This window comes from Microbulbifer discodermiae (assembly GCF_040742695.1).
Classification (GTDB): domain Bacteria; phylum Pseudomonadota; class Gammaproteobacteria; order Pseudomonadales; family Cellvibrionaceae; genus Microbulbifer.
Genome location: NZ_JBFLAB010000002.1, coordinates 25,260 through 45,559 on the forward strand (window position 1 = coordinate 25,260; position 20,300 = coordinate 45,559).

The following is a 20,300-nucleotide window of genomic DNA, read 5'->3' on the forward strand; positions in this document are numbered from 1 at the left end:
AGGCACTGATAGCCGCACCGCACAGTGTCTTGCAGGTGGAAAGGGCGCTAACAATAACAAGCCGAACCGGTGAACAGACTGCTCCAGCGGTTGGCGGGTCTTATGCGCCCAGTTCCGATGGTTACTCCACCGGCTTTACTTTCGGTGGTTTCCAGGAACCGCTGAGCGCGTCGATTTCCGGCCAGTAAAGGCGCAGGTTCATACTGAAGTCGCCGGACTCGGGCGCCGGGAGCCAATTACTTTCCCTGTCCTTACCGGGGGAGTCGCGCTGTATGTACAGCGTGAGCGAACCATCCGCACCGTACTTCAGCTCGTCTCTGTCACCGAGCGCATAGCGGTTCAGGGGGTTATCGGCAAAGAACTGCTTGTCGTTATACATGGTCAGCGACCAGAATGCCCGCACCGGAGGGATCTGATCCTTACGGAAGTGCAGCACATATTTTTTGCTGGAATCGAATGGCTGGCCATCGGCATCCATGGCCGCGAAGGGATAAATAGCATCCCGGACCACGTTGGCCCCCAGCCCGGCGTAGGCAATTTCCGCCCGCCGCAGATAGGCGGTACCGTAGGTGCCGATGGGTGGCATCACCATCGACCAGTTATTGACCTGGTTGGCCGCAGTGGTAATGCCTGCGGCGATCCACTTTTGTGCCATGGGCACCGCTTTTCGGAGCGCCTGTTGCAGCTGCGGCGATGCCTTGTCGAAGTCAAAGGGCACACCGGCTTCCAGGCCTATCCGCTTCATTCTTGCCAGCACCGGATAATCGTTGGCGTGGGGGGGATTGTGTTTGGTCAGCTGCGCAAACCGGGTGAAAAACGCAGCCGCATCCATCTCTGCCACCTGATCGACCGGTGGTGTCGCCGATATCCCCGCATTCACCTCACCCTTGGGCGGAGTGTAGGCCCTGCCCCATGAGGAAAGAGGAACGGCCTTCAGGCCGGCTTGAAACCTGTTGACGCTGGCGAAATCCGCCGGGCCATTGGTCTGTGTCCGGCCAATCATCCAGCCCACCGCAGTCGGTGACCGGATCATCCCCATGTCCTGCGGAAGCTCCCCGTCCCAGCTGGGGCCGACTATGGCAAAAGTCTGCGCGGCGGTACCTGTGGTGCGCTTGCCGGGCGAAGCGAACACGTCGGTCCACAGGTCCAGCATGGGCAGCAAATAGTAGCGACCCCCGGAATCCGGCACTTGGATAACCAGCGGCTCCTCAGCGACGTCAAACCAAAGGCTGGAGTAGAGGGTATCGGCATTGGGACGCACCACATCGGTGAAAGTCGCATCCGGAAATGTGGCGGCGTGAACGAATTGGTTCATCGGCGCGCACAGTTTTTCGACAACGGGCGACTCGCAGTTTGTCCCCAGCTGCCGGGTAATCTCCATAAGAACCGCAGGGTAAGCGTAGAGGTAGGCTTCCACCGCTATGTTGACCAGTTCATCCCGGTCCACCTTTTGCGCCACCAGCGGCGGACACACAAACAGGGTGAGCAACAGGGAAACAAGTGCTGCCACCCAGGGGGGGACAAACCCTTGACGTGAATTAGTGCAGCCGTTGCGCGCAGTCATGGGGGTAATTCCTTTTACGGGTGCCGGTCCCGGCCAAATGGTGCCTCCGTCTACAACTGAGGAGTATAGACACTGCCGCCGCCGGCCCCGCGCCGGGAAACCGTAATCAGGCGCGGGACGGGACTGCCTGCACCACGCGCACAAGATAATCCCAGAAATTGGCCACACTGCGGATATGCACCCGCTCTTCCGGTGAATGGGCGCGGCGGATGGTGGGGCCAAATGAGACCATATCCCAGTTGGGATAGGGTTTGGCCAGCAGACCGCACTCCAACCCCGCGTGAATCACCTTGACCTCGGGTTCCTCGCCACTCATATCCTTGTAGACCCTCTTCATCAGTGCCAGCAGAGGGGACTGAATATTTGGCGTCCAGCCGGGATAGGCATTGTCCAGCACCACCTGTGCGCCGGCCAGTTCGAAGGCGGCGGCTACATTGAGCCCATGGTCATCGCGGGCAGTGTCGGACAAGCTGCGCACCAGGCATTGAATACGCACCTGATTTCGGCCCGCCTCTTGCTCGATCACTACCCGCGCCAGGTTGTTGGATGTTTCAGCGACACCTTCCAGGGAATCGCTCATGCGCTCTACCCCATTGGGGCAGCAGCGGATCGCCTCTATCAGTTTTCCCTGGCTGGCCTTGTCCATAACGCTAACTGGCGCGGAGGTTGCTTCGAGGGAGATTTCCAAACCGGTTTCGCTGTCCAGCTCAGCGGCGATGACTTGAGTCTCCGCTGCCAATACTTCTCTCAATCGCGCTTCGTCACTGTCCGGCACTGTCAGGACGGTGAAGGATTCCCGCGGGATAGCATTGCGCAGACTGCCGCCATCCAGGCTGGCGATACGCAGATCCACCGATGCGCGCCGGACCCTGTCTATGATCCGATTGGCAATTTTGTTGGCATTACCGCGGCCCTTGTCGATGTCCAGGCCAGAGTGCCCGCCGCGCAAGCCGCGCACGCTGAGCCTGAATGCCTTGTGACCAGCCGGCAAGGCTTCCGCCCGATGGGACAGAATGGCGTTGACATCGACACCACCAGCGCAACCCACATAGAGTTCCCCTTCATCCTCGGTATCCAGGTTGAGCAGAAGATCCGCATCGAAGTAACCGGGTTGCAGCTGCTTGGCGCCGGTCATACCCGCTTCCTCGTCGATGGTCAGGAGCGCTTCCAGCGGTGGGTGGGGAATATCGGTACTTTCAAACAGTGCCAGAATGGCAGCCACGCCTATGCCGTTGTCGGCGCCGAGGGTGGTCCCTTCGGCCGTAACCCAATCGCCGTCGATATAGGGCCTGATGGGATCGGTGAGAAAGTCGTGGTCGGTATCGGCATTTTTCTGCGGCACCATATCCACATGGCTCTGCATAGCGAGAACCTTGCGATCCTCCATCCCCGGAGTCGCAGGCTTTTTGAGAATGGCGTTGCCGACCCGATCCAGCTGCACATCCAGGTTGCAGCTGTTGGCGAATTCGACAATGTATTCCACCACCTTGTGTTCGTGTTTGGAGGGGCGGGGAATCTCACACAGTTTGGCGAAGTGCTTCCACAGGGGTTTCGGTTTCAGTTCCGCGACGGCACTCATCGACAGCCTCTTATTGCCGGTTGATTTGTCCTATGGGGTTTGCGGCCCTACGCCGCAAACCCGCAGTTACTGAGCCTTGCCGGTCTCGGCCAGGGGCTCCTCTCCCGCGGCCTGGGCCGCTGCGCTGTCTTCGCTGACCAGATTCAACGCTATGCGGCGCCGGTCCACATCCACCGATGCGATTTTTACTTTCACCGGCTGCTCCAGGTGATATTTACGCCCGCCGTGGGTGAGGAGCAGGTGTTTGCCATCGAACTCCGGCAGCTTCTTTTTATTGCCGTTCAGGCGCACAAAACCATCCACACCATTTTCGTCCAGGCGCACACCGAGCCCGACACCGTTCACCAGCGTAATGACGCCGGCGAACTCGCGACCCACCTGATCCTGCAGAAACTGACAGTAGAGCCACTGCTCCAGGGCCCGGTTGGCCTGGCGGCCGCGGACGAGGTTTTCCTGCAGTGTATCGATTTCCTCGTCGGTGAGCGTCTTCGCGGCTGCCCCTTCAGCTGCGGCACGCAATACTCGGTGATTGTGCAGGTCGTTGTACTTGCGGATCGGCGAGGTGACCGTAGCGTAAGCGGCCAGTCCCAGTCCCAGGTGAACACCGGGCTGGTTATGCAGTTGGCCGGGGCGCAGCATGCGCTTGAGCACCGCTAGCAGGTTGCGCATTTCCGCGGCGTCACTGGCCTCCAGTTGTTTCACCAGCGCCAGATAGTTCGGCAACTGGTGCAGGTCCTGCTCCGCATACTGCGGCAACAATTCCCGCAGCAGACTCTTCACCTCCCCCATGCGCTCTTCGCGAAAGCCCAGGTGTACCGAGAAACAGCCCTGTTGCATTTCTGCCAGCTTGGTGCCAACGGCGATGTTTCCCGCCAGCATAGCCTCCTCCACCATACGCTGGGCGACATTGCGCTCCTGGCGCTCGATACGGGCAATCTTGCGCTGCTCGTCGAGGTGGATTTCATAGTCCGGGCGGTCTTCCATGACAAGCGAATGGCTGGCGCGAAATACGCTGCGAGCCTCACTCAGCAGAGCCAGGCCATGCAGGCCGGCCCGCGCTTCCTCCGGTACCGCCTCCTGGTCTCCCCCGATAAAGCTGCTCACGCTGTCATAGCTCAGCTTGTGCTGTGCGCGGATGGCAACGAAGTCGAAACTGCTCTCACCCAGGCTGCCGTCCTCACTGACCTCAATCTGGAGTAGCAACACCGGGCGCAGTTGGCCCGCCAGCAGGGAAAAGGTGTTTTCACACAGATCGGCGGGCAGCATGGGCAGGGTCTCGCCGGGCAGATACTGGCTGTGTGCGCGGGCGAAAGCCTCCCTGTCCAGCGGGCTGCCGGGCTCTATCAGGCTGGACGGATCGGCCACGGCAATGTGCAGGGTCCAGCCCCCACCGTCGCGTTGAGACACGGCGATAGCATCGTCCATGTCGCGGGTGGTTTCGGCATCGATAGTGACGAAGCCCAGCTGCGACAGGTCCTTGCGCTCCGCCAGCAAAGCGTCCAGCTTGCCCTGTATCTCCCCCACCTGTTTGAGTGCGGCATCGCTGAACTTTTCCGGCAGGCGGTGCTGGGCAACCACCAGGGCGTGCTCGATACCGGCGGTCTCCGGCCGGCCGATCACGGACTCCACCCTGGCCTGGGCCTTGCCGTCCTTGAACGGGTGGCGGCTCACTACACAGGCGATGTACTCGCCGGGCCGGGCCTTGCCCCTGGCTCGTGGCGGCAGAAAGATCCAACGGTCCAGGTTGTTGTGACTGGGCTGAATAAAATGACCCTGTCCACGCTGTACATAGGTCCCCACCAGAAACTTGAACTCCGATTCCAGCAGCTGGTCCAGTTCCGCCGACAGCCTGCCCTTATCGTCTTCGGTGACGCTGGCCCTGACACGGTCACCCGGAAAAACGCGCTCCATTTCCGCGGGTGGCAAAAAGGCCTCGCGCCCGTCGTCGAGGGTAACAAAGCCAAATTTTCCATTGCTGCCGCGCACGCGGCCGTCGACGAAGTCCTTGTTGGAGCGGATGTCGGTTTTCAGTTTGGATAATTGTTTTAGCGCATCGGCGTTGAGCATCGTGGGTCCCAAAGAATCGGTTTGGGCGCGGATTCTACCAGACCAAAGCGGCGGGATCAGCGCACTGGAGAGGGAACCCGAAACTTTTATGACTAGCTGACACCCGCTGTTCCTCGACAATCAGCCATCCTAAAATGAGACAAAATGCGTGATAAATCGGCCGAGTTTTCGTCTCATTGTGCAAAATTTGCAAACCAATGATCCATTTGCAGGATATAATCTGCCGTGCGATAAAAACGGAAAGGGCTGTGGTTGCCGTCCAGCTGTGAAATCGGCCTCCAGAGAGGAACATAAAATGAGTATTTTTTCCCACCCCGCCTACGACAAACACGAACAGGTGGCCTTCTACCAGGACGCCAGCAGCGGTCTGAAGGCGATTATTGCGGTGCACAATACCAATTTGGGACCCTCGTTGGGGGGCTGCCGCATGTGGCCCTATGCCGACGACGGCGAAGCGCTGAACGACGTGTTGCGGCTGTCCCGCGGCATGACCTACAAATCCGCCATGGCAGGCCTCAGGCTGGGCGGCGGCAAGTCAGTGATTATCGGCGATCCGCGGAAGCAGAAAACACCGGAGCTGCTGCGGGCCATGGGCGATTTCATCAACACCCTGGGCGGCCGCTATATCACCGCGGAAGACTCCGGCACCAGTGTCGAGGATATGCACATCATCGGCGAGCACACCGAATATGTGTCCGGCCTGATCGAGGGTTCCGAACACGGTGGCGACCCCTCCCCTTCCACCGCCTACGGTGTTTTTGTGGGCCTGAAAGCCGCAGTGGAGCACCGCTGGGGCAAGTCCGACCTGAACGGCCTCAAAGTGTCCGTGCAGGGTGTCGGCAATGTGGGTTTCCGCCTGGCCAAACTGTTGAGGGAGGCCGGCGCTGAACTCTATGTGACGGACATCTTTCAGGACAATGTCGACCGCGCCGTAAATGAATTGGACGCCAGAGCGGTGAATGCAGAGGAGATTTTCGATCTGGACGTTGATCTCTTCGCCCCCTGCGCCATGGGCGCCATTCTGAATGACGACACCATTGCCCGCCTGCGGGCAGGTGCCATTGCCGGTGCCGCCAACAACCAGCTGGCGGAAGAGCGCCACGCCGAGGTGTTGCGCGAAAAAGGCATCCTCTACTCCCCCGACTATGTGATTAACGCCGGGGGTATCATCGATGTCTACTATCAGCAGCAGGCCGGCTACGACCCGCGGCGGGTGCAGGAACATATCGAGACCATCGGTGTCACCATGCAGGAGGTCTTTCAGCGCGCCGAGGAAACCGGACAGACCACGGCACATGTGGCGGATCGGGTGGCGGAAGAGCGCTTCGGCCACGAGGACGCTGTAAAAAAAACTGATTCAGCCGCAGCGTGATTGCCGAGCGGGCGCCGTTCCCGGTGCCCGCAAAGCCCGTCCCTTCAGGCACCAGCTAAAGACTCTCCCTCCCGGTGATACATCCACCGCGCCATATGGCTTTTGACGCGGCAGTTGCCGGACCAGAAGCGATATACTAGTCAGACTATGGGGAAAACCTTCCGTGGGCTCTTCCCTATTCGGGCTTGCGGTCATTTCCACGAGCCCTTTACTTCAAGTCAAGCTGCTACAGGTTTGATTTGCACCCCGGACATTCCTCTCCGGGACAGCAGGCTGCCGGCAATATCTTCTTCGGCGGTCTGCCAGTTGTGTACGCGGCCCCGGCGCCGGGTTGATCCAGCAAACGAAAGGCGGAAACACCAATGGATTTACGCACTCCCCTCTTTTTTCTCCTATTGTCGTCACTGGCCCTGAGTGCCTGTGTCGAGAAAGATGCGCATCCGGCCCTCACCGTGGATCGCGAGGCCGCGGCGAGCAGCAAGGCGGCGGCCGCCAACGATGCCGCCTATGTGGAAGCGCCCAAGATCGAGATCCCGTTTCACAAGGAACGCCTGGACAACGGGCTTACGGTGATAGTGCACGAGGATCACAAGGCGCCGGTGGTCGCCATCAATATCTGGTACAAGGTGGGCTCCAAGGATGAGAAGCCGGGCAAAACCGGGTTTGCCCACCTGTTTGAGCACCTGATGTTCAACGGCTCTGAAAACTATCCGGGGGAATTTTTTGAGCCCTTCCAGCGCTCCGGTGCCACCGATATGAACGGCACCACCAACAATGACCGCACCAACTACTTCGAAACAGTGCCCAAGGGCGCTGTGGATATGGCGCTGTGGATGGAGTCGGACCGTATGGGCCACTTCGCCGGCGCCATTACCCAGGAGGTATTGGATGAACAGCGCGGAGTGGTCAAAAATGAGAAACGCCAGGGTGAGAACGCACCCTACGGCAAAGCATTCGACACCATTGCCAGCGGTACCTTCCCCCCAAACCATCCCTATTCCTGGACCCCCATAGGTTCCATGGAAGACCTGGACCGGGCCAGCCTCGAGGACGTGAAACAGTGGTTCGCGGATTACTATCAGCCCGCCAACGCCATACTGGTTATCGCGGGCGACATCACCGTGGACCAGGCCATGGCCAAGGCGCGCGAGTATTTCGGCGATATACCCAGCACCTCGGTCCCGCCGCGGATTAACAACTGGCAGCTGCCGGGACAGGTGAGCAAGCGTGAAATACTGTACGACAAGGTACCCCAGACACGTATTTACCGGGTGTGGAATGTACCCGGGGTCGCCGGCGAGGAGGAAAACGCCCTGGAACTGATGGCCTCACTGCTGGCCAACCGCAAGAATTCCCTGCTCTACCGCCGCCTGGTTCGCGACGAAAAGGTCGCCACCAGTGTCAGTGCCTTTTACTATGGCCGCCAGTTGGCCGGTCAGTTCATCATTACCGTGGATGTCAAACCAGGCCAGCCGCTGGAAAAAGTCGAAACTCTGCTGCAAGAGGAGCTGCGGAAATTTGTCAAAGGCGGAGTCAGCGCCGAAGAGATCCGCCGTATCAAGCAAAGTGAATTCGCCGGCCTGGTGAAGGGACTGGAGAAAATCGGCGGTTTTGGCGGCAAGACCGATATCCTCGCCCGCTCCGAGTTTTACTACGGCGACCCGGGTGCGCTGGTGGCGGGACTGGAGGACTATGCCAAAGTCGACGCGGCGCAGGTACAACAAGCCGCGGAGCAATGGTTGACTGAAAACAGTTACACCTTGATCATCCAGCCCAAAGAAGAATATACCGCCAGCGAGCAGGGCGCCGACCGCTCCAAACTGCCGCCGGTAGACAAAACGGTGGAGCTGGAGCTGCCGCAACAGCAGAGCTTTACCCTGGACAACGGACTCAAAGTCATACTGGCGGAGCGGCACGACACCCCGGCCGTATTCATGAACCTCCAATTCCGCAGTGGCGCCGTTGCCGACGGCGACAAGCCGGGACTGGCCTCCATTGCGGCGAGGATGCTGAGCGAGGGTGCCGGCAAATATGACAGCCTCGAATTCAGCTCCCGCCAGGAGGAACTGGGTGCGACCATCGGTGCCGGCAGCGGACTCGATTACAACAGCATCACTTTCAGCGCCCTGAAAACCCAGTTGAAGCCGTCGCTGGAATTGTTCGCCGATGTGGTCACCCAACCGCTGTTTCCCGAGCAGGACCTGACCCGCGTGGTTTCCAACCGCATCGACGCCATCTCCCAGGAAAAGGCCCAGCCCCAGGGGTTGGCCCTGCGCGAACTGCCGCCGCTCCTATACGGTGAGAATCATCCCTACGGTACCCCACTAACCGGATCCGGAACCGTCGAGGGTGTGCGCTCCATCACCCGCGATGACCTGGTGAAGTTTCACAATACCTGGCTGAGACCGGACAATGCCATGCTGACCATCGTCGGCGATGTCACCCGCGACGAAATCGAACCCCTGCTGAATGACGTGTTCCGCAACTGGCGCTCCCCCAAAACTCCGCTGGCCTCCGCCGACATACCTGCAGTAGAGCGCCCGTCGGGTACCAGGGTCTTTCTGCTGGACCGCCCCGGAGCCCAGCAGACCTACATCATGGCAGGCCTGGTGATGCCGCCCTGGACACCGGATGGTGCCGAGGCGTTTGACGCCATGGCCAAGGTGATCGCCGGCAAATTTACCTCGCGGGTCAACATGAACCTGCGCGAGGACAAGCACTGGTCCTATGGTGCCAGAGCCGTGTCTCTGGATACGGAGGGCCAAAGGCCTTACCTGCTCTTCGCGCCGGTACAGACGGACAAGACGGGCCCCGCCATTCAGGAGCTGCTGAAGGAATATCGCGAATTCCTGTCCAGCCGACCCATCAGCGAACAGGAACTGGCGGACTTCCGCGACGACGAAATCCTCAAGCAGAGCGGGGCCTTCCAGACCAAGGGGCAACTGCTGTCCAGTATCACCTGGCAGAACGAGAAGGGACTGCCGCCGGAGTATATCGCCGACTATCCCCAGCGCGTGGCGGCGCTGACCAAACCGGAAGTGGAGGCTGCGGCCAGGGAATTCCTGGCTCCGGAGCAGTTCACCTGGGTGATCGTAGGGGATCTAGCGCGCATCCAGCCGGAAATCGAGGCGCTGGACCTGGGCCCGGTTACCGTACTGCCGGCCGCCGAATGACCAATTGACCGGATCGCCCGCCAGGGCCTGTTGAAAAAGTCCTCCCCGACTTTCCTCAACCCGGGTTTGCGGCGCATGTCCGCAAACCCTCCACGACAAATCAGGCAGTTATATGCTTGATTCGCGGCCCGAACATGCCTGTTCGGGACAGCAGGCTGCTGAAAAACACTTTTTCAACAGATTGCTAGGCGCGGGCACTTGGGCGCTGGCTTACCGCAGTATGCCAGCGCACCAGATTGGGATGCTCGCTGGTATCGGGGCGGATTTTGACCACTTTGCCAAAATCCAGGGCACACAACATGCTGATATCGGCCACTGAGTAGTATTCGTCCACCAGATAAGGGCTGGAGGCCAGATGCTGGTCCAGTGTGGAAAGAAACTGCATTGCCTTGCGGCCGCATTCGCGGCCGAATTCCGGAAACAGCTCCATACGATCGGCGAAAAAGCCGCTGCTGTGCTGGAAGTTCATACCGATATTGAACATCAGGTTGAAGTCGGCGCGGCGGTTCCACATTTCCACCAGTGCCCGCTCCCGGGGGTCGCGTCCAAAAAGTGCCGGCTCCGGGTGCAACTCCTCCAGGTAGCGCTGTATCGCGACTGACTCGGCGATACAGGTACCGTCACTCAGTTCCAGCACCGGCACCTTGGCATTGGCATCCCGCGCCCGGTATTCCGGGGTGAGGTTCTCTCCGCTGGCGATATCCACCTGCACAAATTCCATATCCAGGCCTTTCTCAGCCAGGAACACCCGCACCCGCCGGCAATTGGGGGCCTTCGTATATTCGTAGATTCTCATGTTCGGACTTCCTCTCCGCTCTGTCATTGGGGTAGATTGTGCAGCACGCAAAACTCAACGGATTTACAACCAGCGACTCTAAGTCAGACGCAAAAGGGGTCACAATGACAACAAGTACCAACCGGGGAAACCTCCGCAGCCGAATGACCGCCGCCGCACTGGCACTGTGCGCGGCCTTAACCTTCAACCAGGCAGTGGCGGAGGGGATCGCCATCTATGCCGGCAGCCTGTTCGATAGCGAAAAGGGCAACCTGCTCAAAAATCGCACAATCCATATTGTCGATGGCCGTATCGAATCGGTGCAAAAGGGTTTCGCCAAGCGCGATAGCGAAAGGCTGGTGGACCTTCGGGAGTACACGGTACTGCCGGGACTGATGGATATGCACACCCACCTGTCCACTGAATTCGGCCCACGCACCTATATGGAGGCCTTCACCTGGAACCCCGCGGATTTCGCCCTGCGCGGCGTGGATACCGCCCACCGCACCCTGCAGGCCGGATTTACCACCGTGCGGGACCTGGGGGACACCGCCAATGTCACCATCAGTCTGCGCAACGCCATTGAGCGCGGGATTATCGATGGCCCCAGGGTATTTACCGCCGGCAAGTCCATCGCCACTACCGGCGGCCATGCGGATCCCACCAACGGTCGCCGCCGGGACCTGATGGGCCAGCCGGGGCCGGTTGACGGGGTTGTCAATGGCGTCGCCAGCGCCCGTGAAGCCGTGCGGCAGCGCTACAAAGACGGCGCCGACCTGATCAAGATTACCGCTACCGGCGGGGTGCTAAGCGTGGCCAAGAGCGGCCAGAACCCACAGTTCATGGAGGATGAACTGGAGGCGATTGTCTCCACGGCCAAAGATTACGGTTTCACCGTGGCGGTGCATGCCCATGGCAAGGAAGGTATGGAGCGCGCCATCCGCGCCGGCGTCGACTCCATTGAGCACGGCACCTATATGGATGGCGAAACCATGGAGTTGATGCGACGCTACGACACCTGGTATGTGCCAACCCTGCTGGCGGGCGAGTGGGTGACGGAAAAATCGAAACTGGAGGGTTTCTTCCCGGACATGGTGCGGGTCAAGGCCGCCACCATAGGTCCGCGCATCAAGCAAACCTTTGCCAACGCCTACAAGCGCGGCGTTAAAATCGCATTTGGTACCGACAGTGGCGTCAGTCGCCATGGGGATAACGGCCGCGAGTTCGCACTGATGGTGGACGCGGGAATGACGCCGGCAGATGCGATTCGCAGCGCCACCTGGAATGCCGCTCAACTCCTCCAGGCGGAAGATGAACTCGGCAGCATCAGTGCGGGCAAGCACGCCGATATTGTGGCCGTCGCCGGCAATCCGCTGGAGGATATCAACCAGCTGCAACAGGTGCGCTTTGTCATGAAAGGGGGCGAGATCTACAAGGAGCCCACCGACACCATGAACCCGGCAACTGAATAAATTGCCGGGCCTGCGTCAACAGTGCGCCACAGGGAAGTGCCGCTACCGGGCAGGGGCCGGCGCAGGCCCCTGAAAAGCAATTGACCCAGTGTCAATGCACTGGTTTTCAAGGGAGACAATCCAGCCGATAAGGGGTTGTCTACCGGCCCGGGGGTGCAAGGTGGACCTTCGTCTTTCCCTCAGTCCCGCAGCTCAAATACCAAGTCCAGATCCACGGTCACTTTGGTCTCGCCCAGTGCAATCGGTACCCGGGCATCCGCCGACGCCATTTCTGCACGCATCATGGGGAGGGGAATCCCCCTGCCCGCACCCTCGGATATGCTGACGATACGCCCGACTCTCATACCCAGAGCCTCGGCAAAAGACTGTGCCCGCGCGCGGGCCTTTTCCACTGCCTGCTTGCGGGCTTCCGCCATCAGTGGTTCCGGCTCACCGATGGAAAAGCTGGGACCGTGGATATTGGTGGCTCCGGCCTCGGTGAGGACGTCGAGAATCCCACCCAGGTCTTCGATTTTGCGCACCTTTATCTGCACCGTATTGCGCGCCATGTAACCCGTGATCTGCGGCCGTTTGACACCGGAGGAGCTGGTGACCGGCCCGTAGCGGGGCGACAGACTGATACCGCTGGTCTGCACATCCTTCTGCTCGATACCGGCTTTTTCCACCGCCTTGATAAGCTTGTCCATCTGCTCCGCGTTGGCCTGCATCACCGCCTTGCTGTCTTTACCTTCCGTGGTCACGCCGGCGGAGATCTCTGCAACATCCGGCGCCTTGCTCACTTCCCCCTGCGCAGAGATATTTACCAGCGTTCCCTCCGCCTCGCCACCGCGACTGCCACAACCGGTTGCGAGCACCACCAGGCCGGCCAACAAGGTGCCGGCCACCAATTTCATTCCATTCTCCATGGCATTGTCCTCGAAATTTCCACAGTGTTTGTTTTGGGGCGGAAACTGTCGCTCATGCTACCTGAACACCTGCTGAAAGTCCTCTTCCCCATCGTGGTAGATGGCGAATCCGAGCCGCAACATCTGCTTGCGGCGATCACACTGAACACCGCGGGATTGCAACTCGCGCTGTAGTTCCAGTGATCGCTCCGGAGTGGCGCAATCAAAGGTAAAGAAATGGCCGTGGCCGCTATCCAGATCGTGGTAAACCAGATTGTCGCGATTCAACAGTGGGTGGTGGGCCGCATCCATGGAGTGCAGGAAACGCCGCTGGGCAGCCAGCACAAACTGGTGAATCTTTGCCACGGTCACACCATCGCGTTCATACATCTGCAGAACCGCCAGCGCCTTGTACAGCGTCGAGTAATCCATGGTGGAACCGGCAAAACGCAGCCAGTTATCGGCAAAGCCCACCCGGTCTGCGCGGTTCTCCAGTTCCGCCATATCGGCGAACCAGCCGGTATACAGGGGCCGCAGCCGACAGCCCTCGGGCAGGCTCATAAAACACAGGCCCTCGCCAGCTCCCTGGTACTTGTAGGAACCGGCGGTGTAATAAACCTTGTCAGCCACACGGCTGAGATCCGTCGGCAGCGCAAAATAAGCGTGGTAGCCGTCAACCACAAACTCGGTTCCCTCCGGCTTGCGCGCCACAATATCCAGCAGGTGCGGAAACACCACCCCCGACTCAAAAAACACCTGGCTGGCGTACGCCAGGTGATACCCTCCCCGGTGCAGCTCCCTTTCAAAGCGCTCCGCCAGAGTGTCGTAGGGCAGCTTATCGATACGGGTTACCTCTACCCCCGACTTCTCCTCCAGACGCTGAAGCTGGCGGGCGAAACTATAGAATTCACCGTCGGTAGTGAGAATCCGCAGTGGCCGCGTCAGATCAAAAGCGCTGATCAGGCGAAACACCAATTCGTGGGTATTGGGCGCCAAAGCGATGTGATCCGGCCTGGGCAGGCCCAAAGTGTGGGCCACAGCCGTCTGCCAGGCGGGAATCTTGTCGGCGAAGATAGGTTCCCACTTGGCGTCGGCCAGGCTGGCGGAATCCCGCCAGTACTGCTGTACTGCCTCGAAGGTGACATCCGGCCAGTAGTGATGCGAGTGGCAGGCCATATGCAGAGGCGGATAGGCATGGGCAGTACTCGCCTCGGCGGCACCCTGCAAAAATCTGCGAAAATATTGCTGATACATAGGATTCAGACACCCCTTAATCAGAGGTTCCCTTGTAGTTTGTGGCCGATTGTAGCCGGTTTGCCCCAACGCAGACATCGCCGGCGGGCACAGGCAGGGAAACTGGTTATAAAATAAATAGGCCGGACTTCATTCATCTGGCAGGCCGCTGTCCTCAACAGGAATAAGCGGATCGCAAGTCGAACCTGTGGCTGCATGATTTGTCCGAAGGGTTTGCGGACATGCGCCGCGAACCCGGGTGTTGGATTGGCGGGTTGATAGTGTGTTCCCGGCAACACCCGGCCGTCGCGCCCGGTGGCGCCGTACAGTGCGGATGAAGATTAGCTGTCGGGCTGATAACCTGTAACCGGATAAGCAGAGGAGTAAACAGCGTGGAATATTTACACACCATGGTCCGGGTAGCAGACCTGGAAGAGTCGCTCAAGTTTTACTGTGAAAAGCTGGGTCTGCAGCAGATCAGCCGCCAGGACCACGACCAGGGGCGTTTTACCCTGGTATTTCTGGCCGCACCGGGAGACGCGGATGCCGCGCGCGAGCACAAGGCGCCGTGCCTGGAACTGACCCACAACTGGGATCCCGAAACCTATGACGGCGGCCGTAACTTTGGCCATCTGGCCTACCGTGTGGATAATATTTACACCGTCTGCCAGCGGCTGATGGACCAGGGCGTCACCATCAATCGTCCACCCCGGGACGGCTATATGGCTTTTGTGCGCTCCCCTGACGGCATTTCTATCGAGCTGCTGCAGAGAGGCGAGCCGCTCGAACCGCAGGAGCCCTGGGCTTCCATGCAGAATACCGGTGAGTGGTAGGCAGTGGGCTAAAGAGGGGGCGGCTCAGTGAATTTGAACACCAGGTGATTGAGTGAAAAATTCTTCCTGTGTAATGCTGGCGGGAGCCGGCGCGGCAAAGCGGATTCGCGCAGAGGGCCTGCAACCGGATCAGGTCTCGGTGCTGCTTGGCGCCTCCGGTGGCGCCAAGTGGCTGGTTATCAGCCAGCTGGACCGGGTGCTGATGGGCGAGTTCTTCAGGGGGCGGCAAAAGCCCATCACCACCCTGGGATCCTCCATCGGCAGCTTTCGCGGCCTCTGCTACGCCATGGACGACCAGCTGTCGGCGCTGGAAACCCTCGAACACGATTATATCAATCAGACCTACGCTTCCGACAAACCCACACCAGAAGAAATAACTGCCAAAGGCCAGGAGATTATACAGGGCGTGCTGGGCACCCATGGGGCGCGACAGGTGGTGGAGAACCCCGTCTGGCAAAGTCATTTTGTGGCTGTGCGCGGACGCGGGCCCCTGGCCAGTGAACGCAGGGCCATACTGGCGCCGGCACTGCTGACATCCGCACTGGCCAATGCGGTATCGCGCCGCACCCTGGCGGCCTTCTGGGAGCGGGCGGTGTTTCACGCGGGTGCGGAATCGTCTGTACATTTTAGCAATCTCCGCACGGTCAACGTTCAGCTCAGCACCGGCAATGTGCAAACCTCCGTGCTGGCCAGTGGTTCCATCCCACTGGTGATGGCCGGCGTGCGCAATCCCGAAGGCGCGCCGCCGGGCAATTATCGCGATGGCGGCATCACCGACTATCACTTCGACCTGGAGTTCCAGCACCCTGAAGGGCTGGTGCTCTACCCCCACTTCTTCCCCACCATGGTGCCCGGCTGGTTCGACAAGGGCCTCGCTTGGCGCTGGGTCCGGGGTGGCGCACTCAACAATACCCTGCTGGTGGCACCATCGCCGGAATTTGTAGCTCGATTACCTTTCGGCAAGATTCCGGATCGCAACGACTTTTATAAATTCAGCAACGAAGACAGGGTGAAATACTGGCGTCAGGTGGTCGATGCCAGCAAGCGCGTGGCCGATGACTTTTATCATCTGTGGCAGAGCGACCGGATCGCCGAATGCCTGGTACAGGTGGGACCCGACGACCTGCTGCACAAGCTGGGCGGGAGGACTGCGGCATGACCGCTGCACAGGAATTCAAACTGCCCCAGGAGTCCTACCGCACCACCCAGGAGCGGGTCTATTTCCAGGTGCGCGATGCCATACTGCGGGGTAAGTTTCTGCCCGGCTGCGCCATCACCATCCGGGGTCTGGCGGCGGAACTGAATTGCAGCCCCATGCCGGTGCGCGAAGCGCTGCGCCGGCTCACCTCGGAACGCGCGCTGGAAGTTTCCGATACCCGCCGGGTAAAAGTGCCCACCATGACCCCGGACAAACTCTCCGAGATCTGTGCCGCACGGGTGGCTCTCGAATGCCAGGCGGCGGAACAGGCGCTGCCATTCGTAGGGGACGAGGAATTGCAGCAACTGCGCCGGCTGGACGAAGATGTCACCGCGGCACTGACAGAGGGGGATATCGAGGCCTATGTCACCGCCAACCTGGAATTTCACTTTACCCTCTACCGGCTGGGGCAGCCGCATATTATCCTGTCTTTGATCGAGAGCCTGTGGCTTCAGACAGCCCCACTGCAACACCTGGTATTTCAGCGCTTTGGCATGCAGGAGCTGCCAGACCGGCATCAGGACCTGCTCGAAGCCATCGGCGCAGGGGATGCCGGCCGGGTGCGCACCGCCATTCGTCAGGATATCGAAGAAGGTCTGGGTTCCATCTCCGCCGAGGAGTTGTTGTAATCCGGGCGAGTATGGTGGGCTGAGTTCGGTTTTATCCCCCTGTCACCACCACAAAGCTGTGAAGCTTTTGGCAAATACCCACCGCGAGACACCCTAACCCCTCCCCTGGCATTGTCGGTGCACAATCCTATAGCCCCACGCTTATTTACCCGGCAATCCAGCAGATGATTCCCCATCCATTGGATTAGCACCGTTGAAAAACTGCACAATTACTCGGAATCGCTTGCTATTCGAGGGACTTCGCCGGCCACCCGCCGCAGTGGTATTATCCGCGCGCGCTGTACAGCGTTGCGACAAGAAGCGCACTGTCAGCCAATTGCTTATTACAAAATAATGGTATCTTGATGCAGAAATTAGCCCTTTTAGCCGTTTTCATAACTTTCTGTGGTTTGGCGCAGGCAGAAGAGTTTGAGATCTCCCCGCTGTCCATCGGGGAGACCATTCGTTTCCCATCCAAAATCTTGAAGGAGGAGCGCCGTTTAAACATTTACCTTCCAGCCAGCTATCACAAGAACCAGGATAAAACCTATCCGGTTATCTATCTTCTGGATGGTTCCGTGGAGGAGGACTTTTTGCACATTGCCGGTTTGATGCAATTTGGCGCTTTTTCCTGGATCAACATGCTCCCGGAAAGCATACTTGTCGGTGTGGAGAACGTCGACCGAAAGCGGGATTTTACCTATGCGTCGCAGGATACCAGAGACAGGAAAGAGTTCCCCACGTCCGGGGGTTCAGGCAAATTTATAGCGTCGCTCAAAAAAGAAATTCTCCCAGCGATAAAACAGAATTACAGGGTGAATGGAGAGTCCACCTTGATTGGACAATCCCTGGGCGGATTATTGGCGACCGAGATCCTGATCAAACATACGAGTTTGTTCGACAACTATATTATTATCAGCCCCAGCCTCTGGTGGGACCGGGAGTCCTTATTGCAGTCAATACCAGCGGACTGCTGTGGCGCCGGTACTATTTACGTCGGCGTTGGCAAAGAGGGGGAGGTGATGGAGCGACTGGCCAGGAATCTCTATCAAAAACTGGACCCGGAAAGCAGCACCGAAACAGTTCACTTCGGCTACTTCGACCAGCTCAACCACGGCGACACACTGCATCTGGCAGTGTACGATGCTTTCAACAAGCTTTTTTCAGACCGGGAAAATCAAGAATAAGACAGCCTGCTGGCCCTGCGAGCAGCTTATTAACCCGGCAACGCAATAGGTTGCCGGATTGGTAATTTCCCCGGGGCCCTGCCTTGCAGGCCACAAAAACAGTAGCAGCAGGGCTATCTCAGTTAGTGTAAACAGGCCCTAGTCAAAGCGATCGAGGTTCATCACCTTGGCCCAGGCACTGGCAAAGTCCTGCACAAACTTCTCCCCTCCGTCATTCGCGGCATAGACCTCCGCTACCGCGCGCAACTCGGAATTGGAGCCGAAAATCAGGTCTACCGGTGTCGCTGTCCACTTGACCTCACCGGTTTTGCGATCTTTGCCTTCGTATACACCCTCCGCGGAGGATTTCTGCCATTCCGTAGACATGTCCAGCAGATTGACGAAGAAGTCGTTACTCAACCTTCCGGGGCTGTCGGTGAATACCCCGTGCCTGGAGTTGTCGGCATTGGCCCCAAGCACTCGCATGCCCCCCAACAAAACCGTCATTTCCGGGACGGTCAAGGTGAGCAGGCTGGCCCGGTCGACCAACATATCCGGTGGCGAACGGCTGTTGTCCGGATCGAAGTAATTGCGAAAGCCGTCGGCGCTGGGCTCCAGCACCGCAAAGGCCTGCACATCCGTCTGCGCCTGAGAGGCATCGGTCCTGCCCGGCTTAAAGGGCACCTCAATATCGTACCCCGCTTGACTGGCCGCCTGCTCCACCGCCGCTGTGCCACCCAGCACGATGACATCGGCCAGGGACACCTGCTTGCCTCCGGATTGGGCCCCATTGAAATCCTGTTGCACCTGCTCCAGCTTTTGCAGTGCCTGCGCCAGCTCCTCGGGATCATTCACCGGCCAGTCCTTTTGCGGCTCAAGCCTGATACGCGCGCCATTGGCGCCACCGCGCAGATCGGTCCCGCGGAAAGTGGATGCCGATGCCCAGGCGGTGCGCACCAGTTGGGGCACCGTCAGGCCGGAGGCCAGGATATCGGACTTGAGCTGGGATATATCCCCGTCGTCGATCAGCGGGTGGTCCACCGCCGGAACCGGGTCCTGCCAAATCAGCTGTTCTTCCGGCACCTCGGCTCCGAGATAGCGCCCCCTGGGGCCCATATCCCGGTGGGTGAGCTTGTACCAGGCCTTAGCGAACGCGGTTTTCAGTTCGTCCGGGTTTTTCATAAACCGCTGTGCGATTTTGCGGTATTCCGGGTCCATTTTCAGTGACAAATCGGTAGTCAGCATCACCGGTGCATGGCGCTTGTTGGGGTCGTGGGCATCCGGCACCAGGCTGGCGGCACGGGGGTCAGTGGGGATCCACTGCACAGCCCCGGCGGGACTCTTGGTTTTTTTCCACTCGTAGGTGAACAGATTGGTAAGATAGTTATTGCTCCATTGAATGGGCGTAACAGTCCAGGCACCTTCCAGGCCACTGGTAATGGTATCGGCGCCATCCCCCTCCCCACACCGGTTCTTCCAGCCCAGCCCCTGCTGGTCGATGGGCGCTGCTGCCGGTTCAGGTCCGACACAGTCCGGCTTCACCGCGCCGTGGTTTTTGCCAAAGGTATGGCCGCCCACGATCAAGGCTACTGTCTCCTCGTCATTCATGGCCATGCGCCCGAAGGTATCGCGAATGTCCTTGGCGGCGGCCACCGGATCGGGATTGCCATTCGGCCCCTCCGGGTTTACGTAGATCAGTCCCATCTGCACGGCGGCGAGTGGCTTTTCCAGTTCCCGCCCCGCCTTATAGCGCTTGTCCGCCAGCATTTGGATTTCGGGGCCCCAGTACACCAGATCCGGTTCCCAGTCGTCCTCCCGACCACCGGCGAAGCCGTAAGTTTCGAAACCCATGGACTCAAGCGCCACGTTGCCCGTCAGTATCATCAGGTCCGCCCAGGAGAGCTTGCGCCCATACTTCTGCTTTATGGGCCACAAAAGTCTTCGCGCCTTGTCCAGGTTGGCATTATCGGGCCAGCTGTTGAGTGGGTCGAAGCGCTGCTGGCCGCCACCGGCGCCGCCGCGGCCATCCCCGATGCGGTAAGTACCCGCACTGTGCCAGGCCATGCGGATCATCAGGGGGCCATAGTGTCCAAAATCCGCCGGCCACCAATCCTGGGAGGTTTTCAGCAGTGTTTCTATATCCTTTTTGACTGCGCCGAGATCCAGCGACTTGAACTCCGCACCATAATCGAAATCCTCACCCATCGGATTGGATTTGGGGCTATGCTGGCGCAGAGGCGTTAAATTCAACTGATTTGGCCACCAGAACGAATTCGGCTTTGGCTGCCCCTGGGCGACGGTCGAGCCACTTGGCATCAAAGCCCCCACAAGAACGATGGAAAGGCTGGCACACAGCCAGTTAGCGCGCTTGGACAT

General features: G+C 59.3%; 14 protein-coding genes. 7 read left to right on the forward strand and 7 right to left on the reverse strand.

Annotated features, from left to right (window positions below; translation table 11 throughout):
- Nucleotides 1-121: 121 nt before the first annotated feature.
- From AB1S50_RS00800 to AB1S50_RS00810, 3 genes are all read right to left on the reverse strand, one after another.
- Nucleotides 122-1,564, reverse strand: coding sequence for a DUF1254 domain-containing protein (locus tag AB1S50_RS00800; protein WP_367148460.1), 1,443 nt, complete (start codon nucleotides 1,562-1,564; stop codon nucleotides 122-124).
- 106 nt (nucleotides 1,565-1,670) lie between these two features.
- Nucleotides 1,671-3,143 (reverse strand): aminoacyl-histidine dipeptidase, encoded by a 1,473-nt coding sequence (locus AB1S50_RS00805; RefSeq protein WP_367148461.1) that lies wholly within the window; start codon nucleotides 3,141-3,143, stop codon nucleotides 1,671-1,673.
- A gap of 66 nt (nucleotides 3,144-3,209) precedes the next feature.
- The gene (locus tag AB1S50_RS00810) at nucleotides 3,210-5,210 is read right to left on the reverse strand and encodes a VacB/RNase II family 3'-5' exoribonuclease (RefSeq protein WP_367148462.1); all 2,001 of its coding nucleotides are present in this window, start codon (nucleotides 5,208-5,210) and stop codon (nucleotides 3,210-3,212) included.
- A 295-nt stretch (nucleotides 5,211-5,505) separates the two neighbouring features.
- Here AB1S50_RS00810 and AB1S50_RS00815 point away from each other — a divergent pair, with 295 nt between their 5' ends.
- Both AB1S50_RS00815 and AB1S50_RS00820 read left to right on the forward strand, forming a co-directional pair.
- Nucleotides 5,506-6,582 (forward strand): Glu/Leu/Phe/Val dehydrogenase dimerization domain-containing protein, encoded by a 1,077-nt coding sequence (locus AB1S50_RS00815; RefSeq protein ID WP_367148463.1) that lies wholly within the window; start codon nucleotides 5,506-5,508, stop codon nucleotides 6,580-6,582.
- A gap of 362 nt (nucleotides 6,583-6,944) precedes the next feature.
- A complete protein-coding gene (locus AB1S50_RS00820) occupies nucleotides 6,945-9,755 on the forward strand; it encodes a M16 family metallopeptidase (protein WP_367148464.1) in 2,811 nt (936 codons plus the stop codon).
- Between the two features lie 184 nt (nucleotides 9,756-9,939).
- Here the strand turns inward: AB1S50_RS00820 and AB1S50_RS00825 are convergent, their stop codons facing one another.
- On the reverse strand, nucleotides 9,940-10,551 hold the full coding sequence (locus AB1S50_RS00825; RefSeq protein ID WP_367148465.1) for a glutathione S-transferase family protein: 612 nt from the start codon (nucleotides 10,549-10,551) through the stop codon (nucleotides 9,940-9,942).
- Nucleotides 10,552-10,655: 104 nt separating this feature from the next.
- On the opposite strand from AB1S50_RS00825, the gene AB1S50_RS00830 reads away from it, so the two are divergent.
- Nucleotides 10,656-12,002 (forward strand): metal-dependent hydrolase family protein, encoded by a 1,347-nt coding sequence (locus AB1S50_RS00830; protein ID WP_367148466.1) that lies wholly within the window; start codon nucleotides 10,656-10,658, stop codon nucleotides 12,000-12,002.
- A gap of 179 nt (nucleotides 12,003-12,181) precedes the next feature.
- Here AB1S50_RS00830 and AB1S50_RS00835 read toward each other — a convergent pair whose 3' ends face one another.
- The gene (locus tag AB1S50_RS00835; RefSeq protein WP_367148467.1) at nucleotides 12,182-12,895 is read right to left on the reverse strand and encodes an SIMPL domain-containing protein; all 714 of its coding nucleotides are present in this window, start codon (nucleotides 12,893-12,895) and stop codon (nucleotides 12,182-12,184) included.
- Between the two features lie 69 nt (nucleotides 12,896-12,964).
- Nucleotides 12,965-14,140 (reverse strand): hypothetical protein, encoded by a 1,176-nt coding sequence (locus tag AB1S50_RS00840; RefSeq protein ID WP_367148468.1) that lies wholly within the window; start codon nucleotides 14,138-14,140, stop codon nucleotides 12,965-12,967.
- A 371-nt stretch (nucleotides 14,141-14,511) separates the two neighbouring features.
- On the opposite strand from AB1S50_RS00840, the gene AB1S50_RS00845 reads away from it, so the two are divergent.
- The 4 genes from AB1S50_RS00845 to AB1S50_RS00860 all read left to right on the forward strand — a co-directional run bounded on the left by AB1S50_RS00845 (nucleotide 14,512) and on the right by AB1S50_RS00860 (nucleotide 17,945).
- A complete protein-coding gene (locus tag AB1S50_RS00845; RefSeq protein WP_367148469.1) occupies nucleotides 14,512-14,952 on the forward strand; it encodes a VOC family protein in 441 nt (146 codons plus the stop codon).
- Between the two features lie 52 nt (nucleotides 14,953-15,004).
- The gene (locus AB1S50_RS00850; RefSeq protein WP_367148470.1) at nucleotides 15,005-16,111 is read left to right on the forward strand and encodes a hypothetical protein; all 1,107 of its coding nucleotides are present in this window, start codon (nucleotides 15,005-15,007) and stop codon (nucleotides 16,109-16,111) included.
- Nucleotides 16,108-16,779: a GntR family transcriptional regulator gene (locus AB1S50_RS00855; RefSeq protein WP_367148471.1), complete on the forward strand. Its 672-nt coding sequence runs from the start codon at nucleotides 16,108-16,110 to the stop codon at nucleotides 16,777-16,779. The genes AB1S50_RS00850 and AB1S50_RS00855 overlap by 4 nt, the downstream gene beginning before the upstream one ends.
- A gap of 344 nt (nucleotides 16,780-17,123) precedes the next feature.
- Nucleotides 17,124-17,945: an alpha/beta hydrolase gene (locus AB1S50_RS00860; protein WP_367148472.1), complete on the forward strand. Its 822-nt coding sequence runs from the start codon at nucleotides 17,124-17,126 to the stop codon at nucleotides 17,943-17,945.
- 138 nt (nucleotides 17,946-18,083) lie between these two features.
- On the opposite strand, the gene katG is transcribed toward AB1S50_RS00860, so the two are convergent.
- The gene (gene katG, locus AB1S50_RS00865) at nucleotides 18,084-20,240 is read right to left on the reverse strand and encodes a catalase/peroxidase HPI (RefSeq protein WP_367148571.1); all 2,157 of its coding nucleotides are present in this window, start codon (nucleotides 20,238-20,240) and stop codon (nucleotides 18,084-18,086) included.
- Nucleotides 20,241-20,300: the final 60 nt, after the last annotated feature.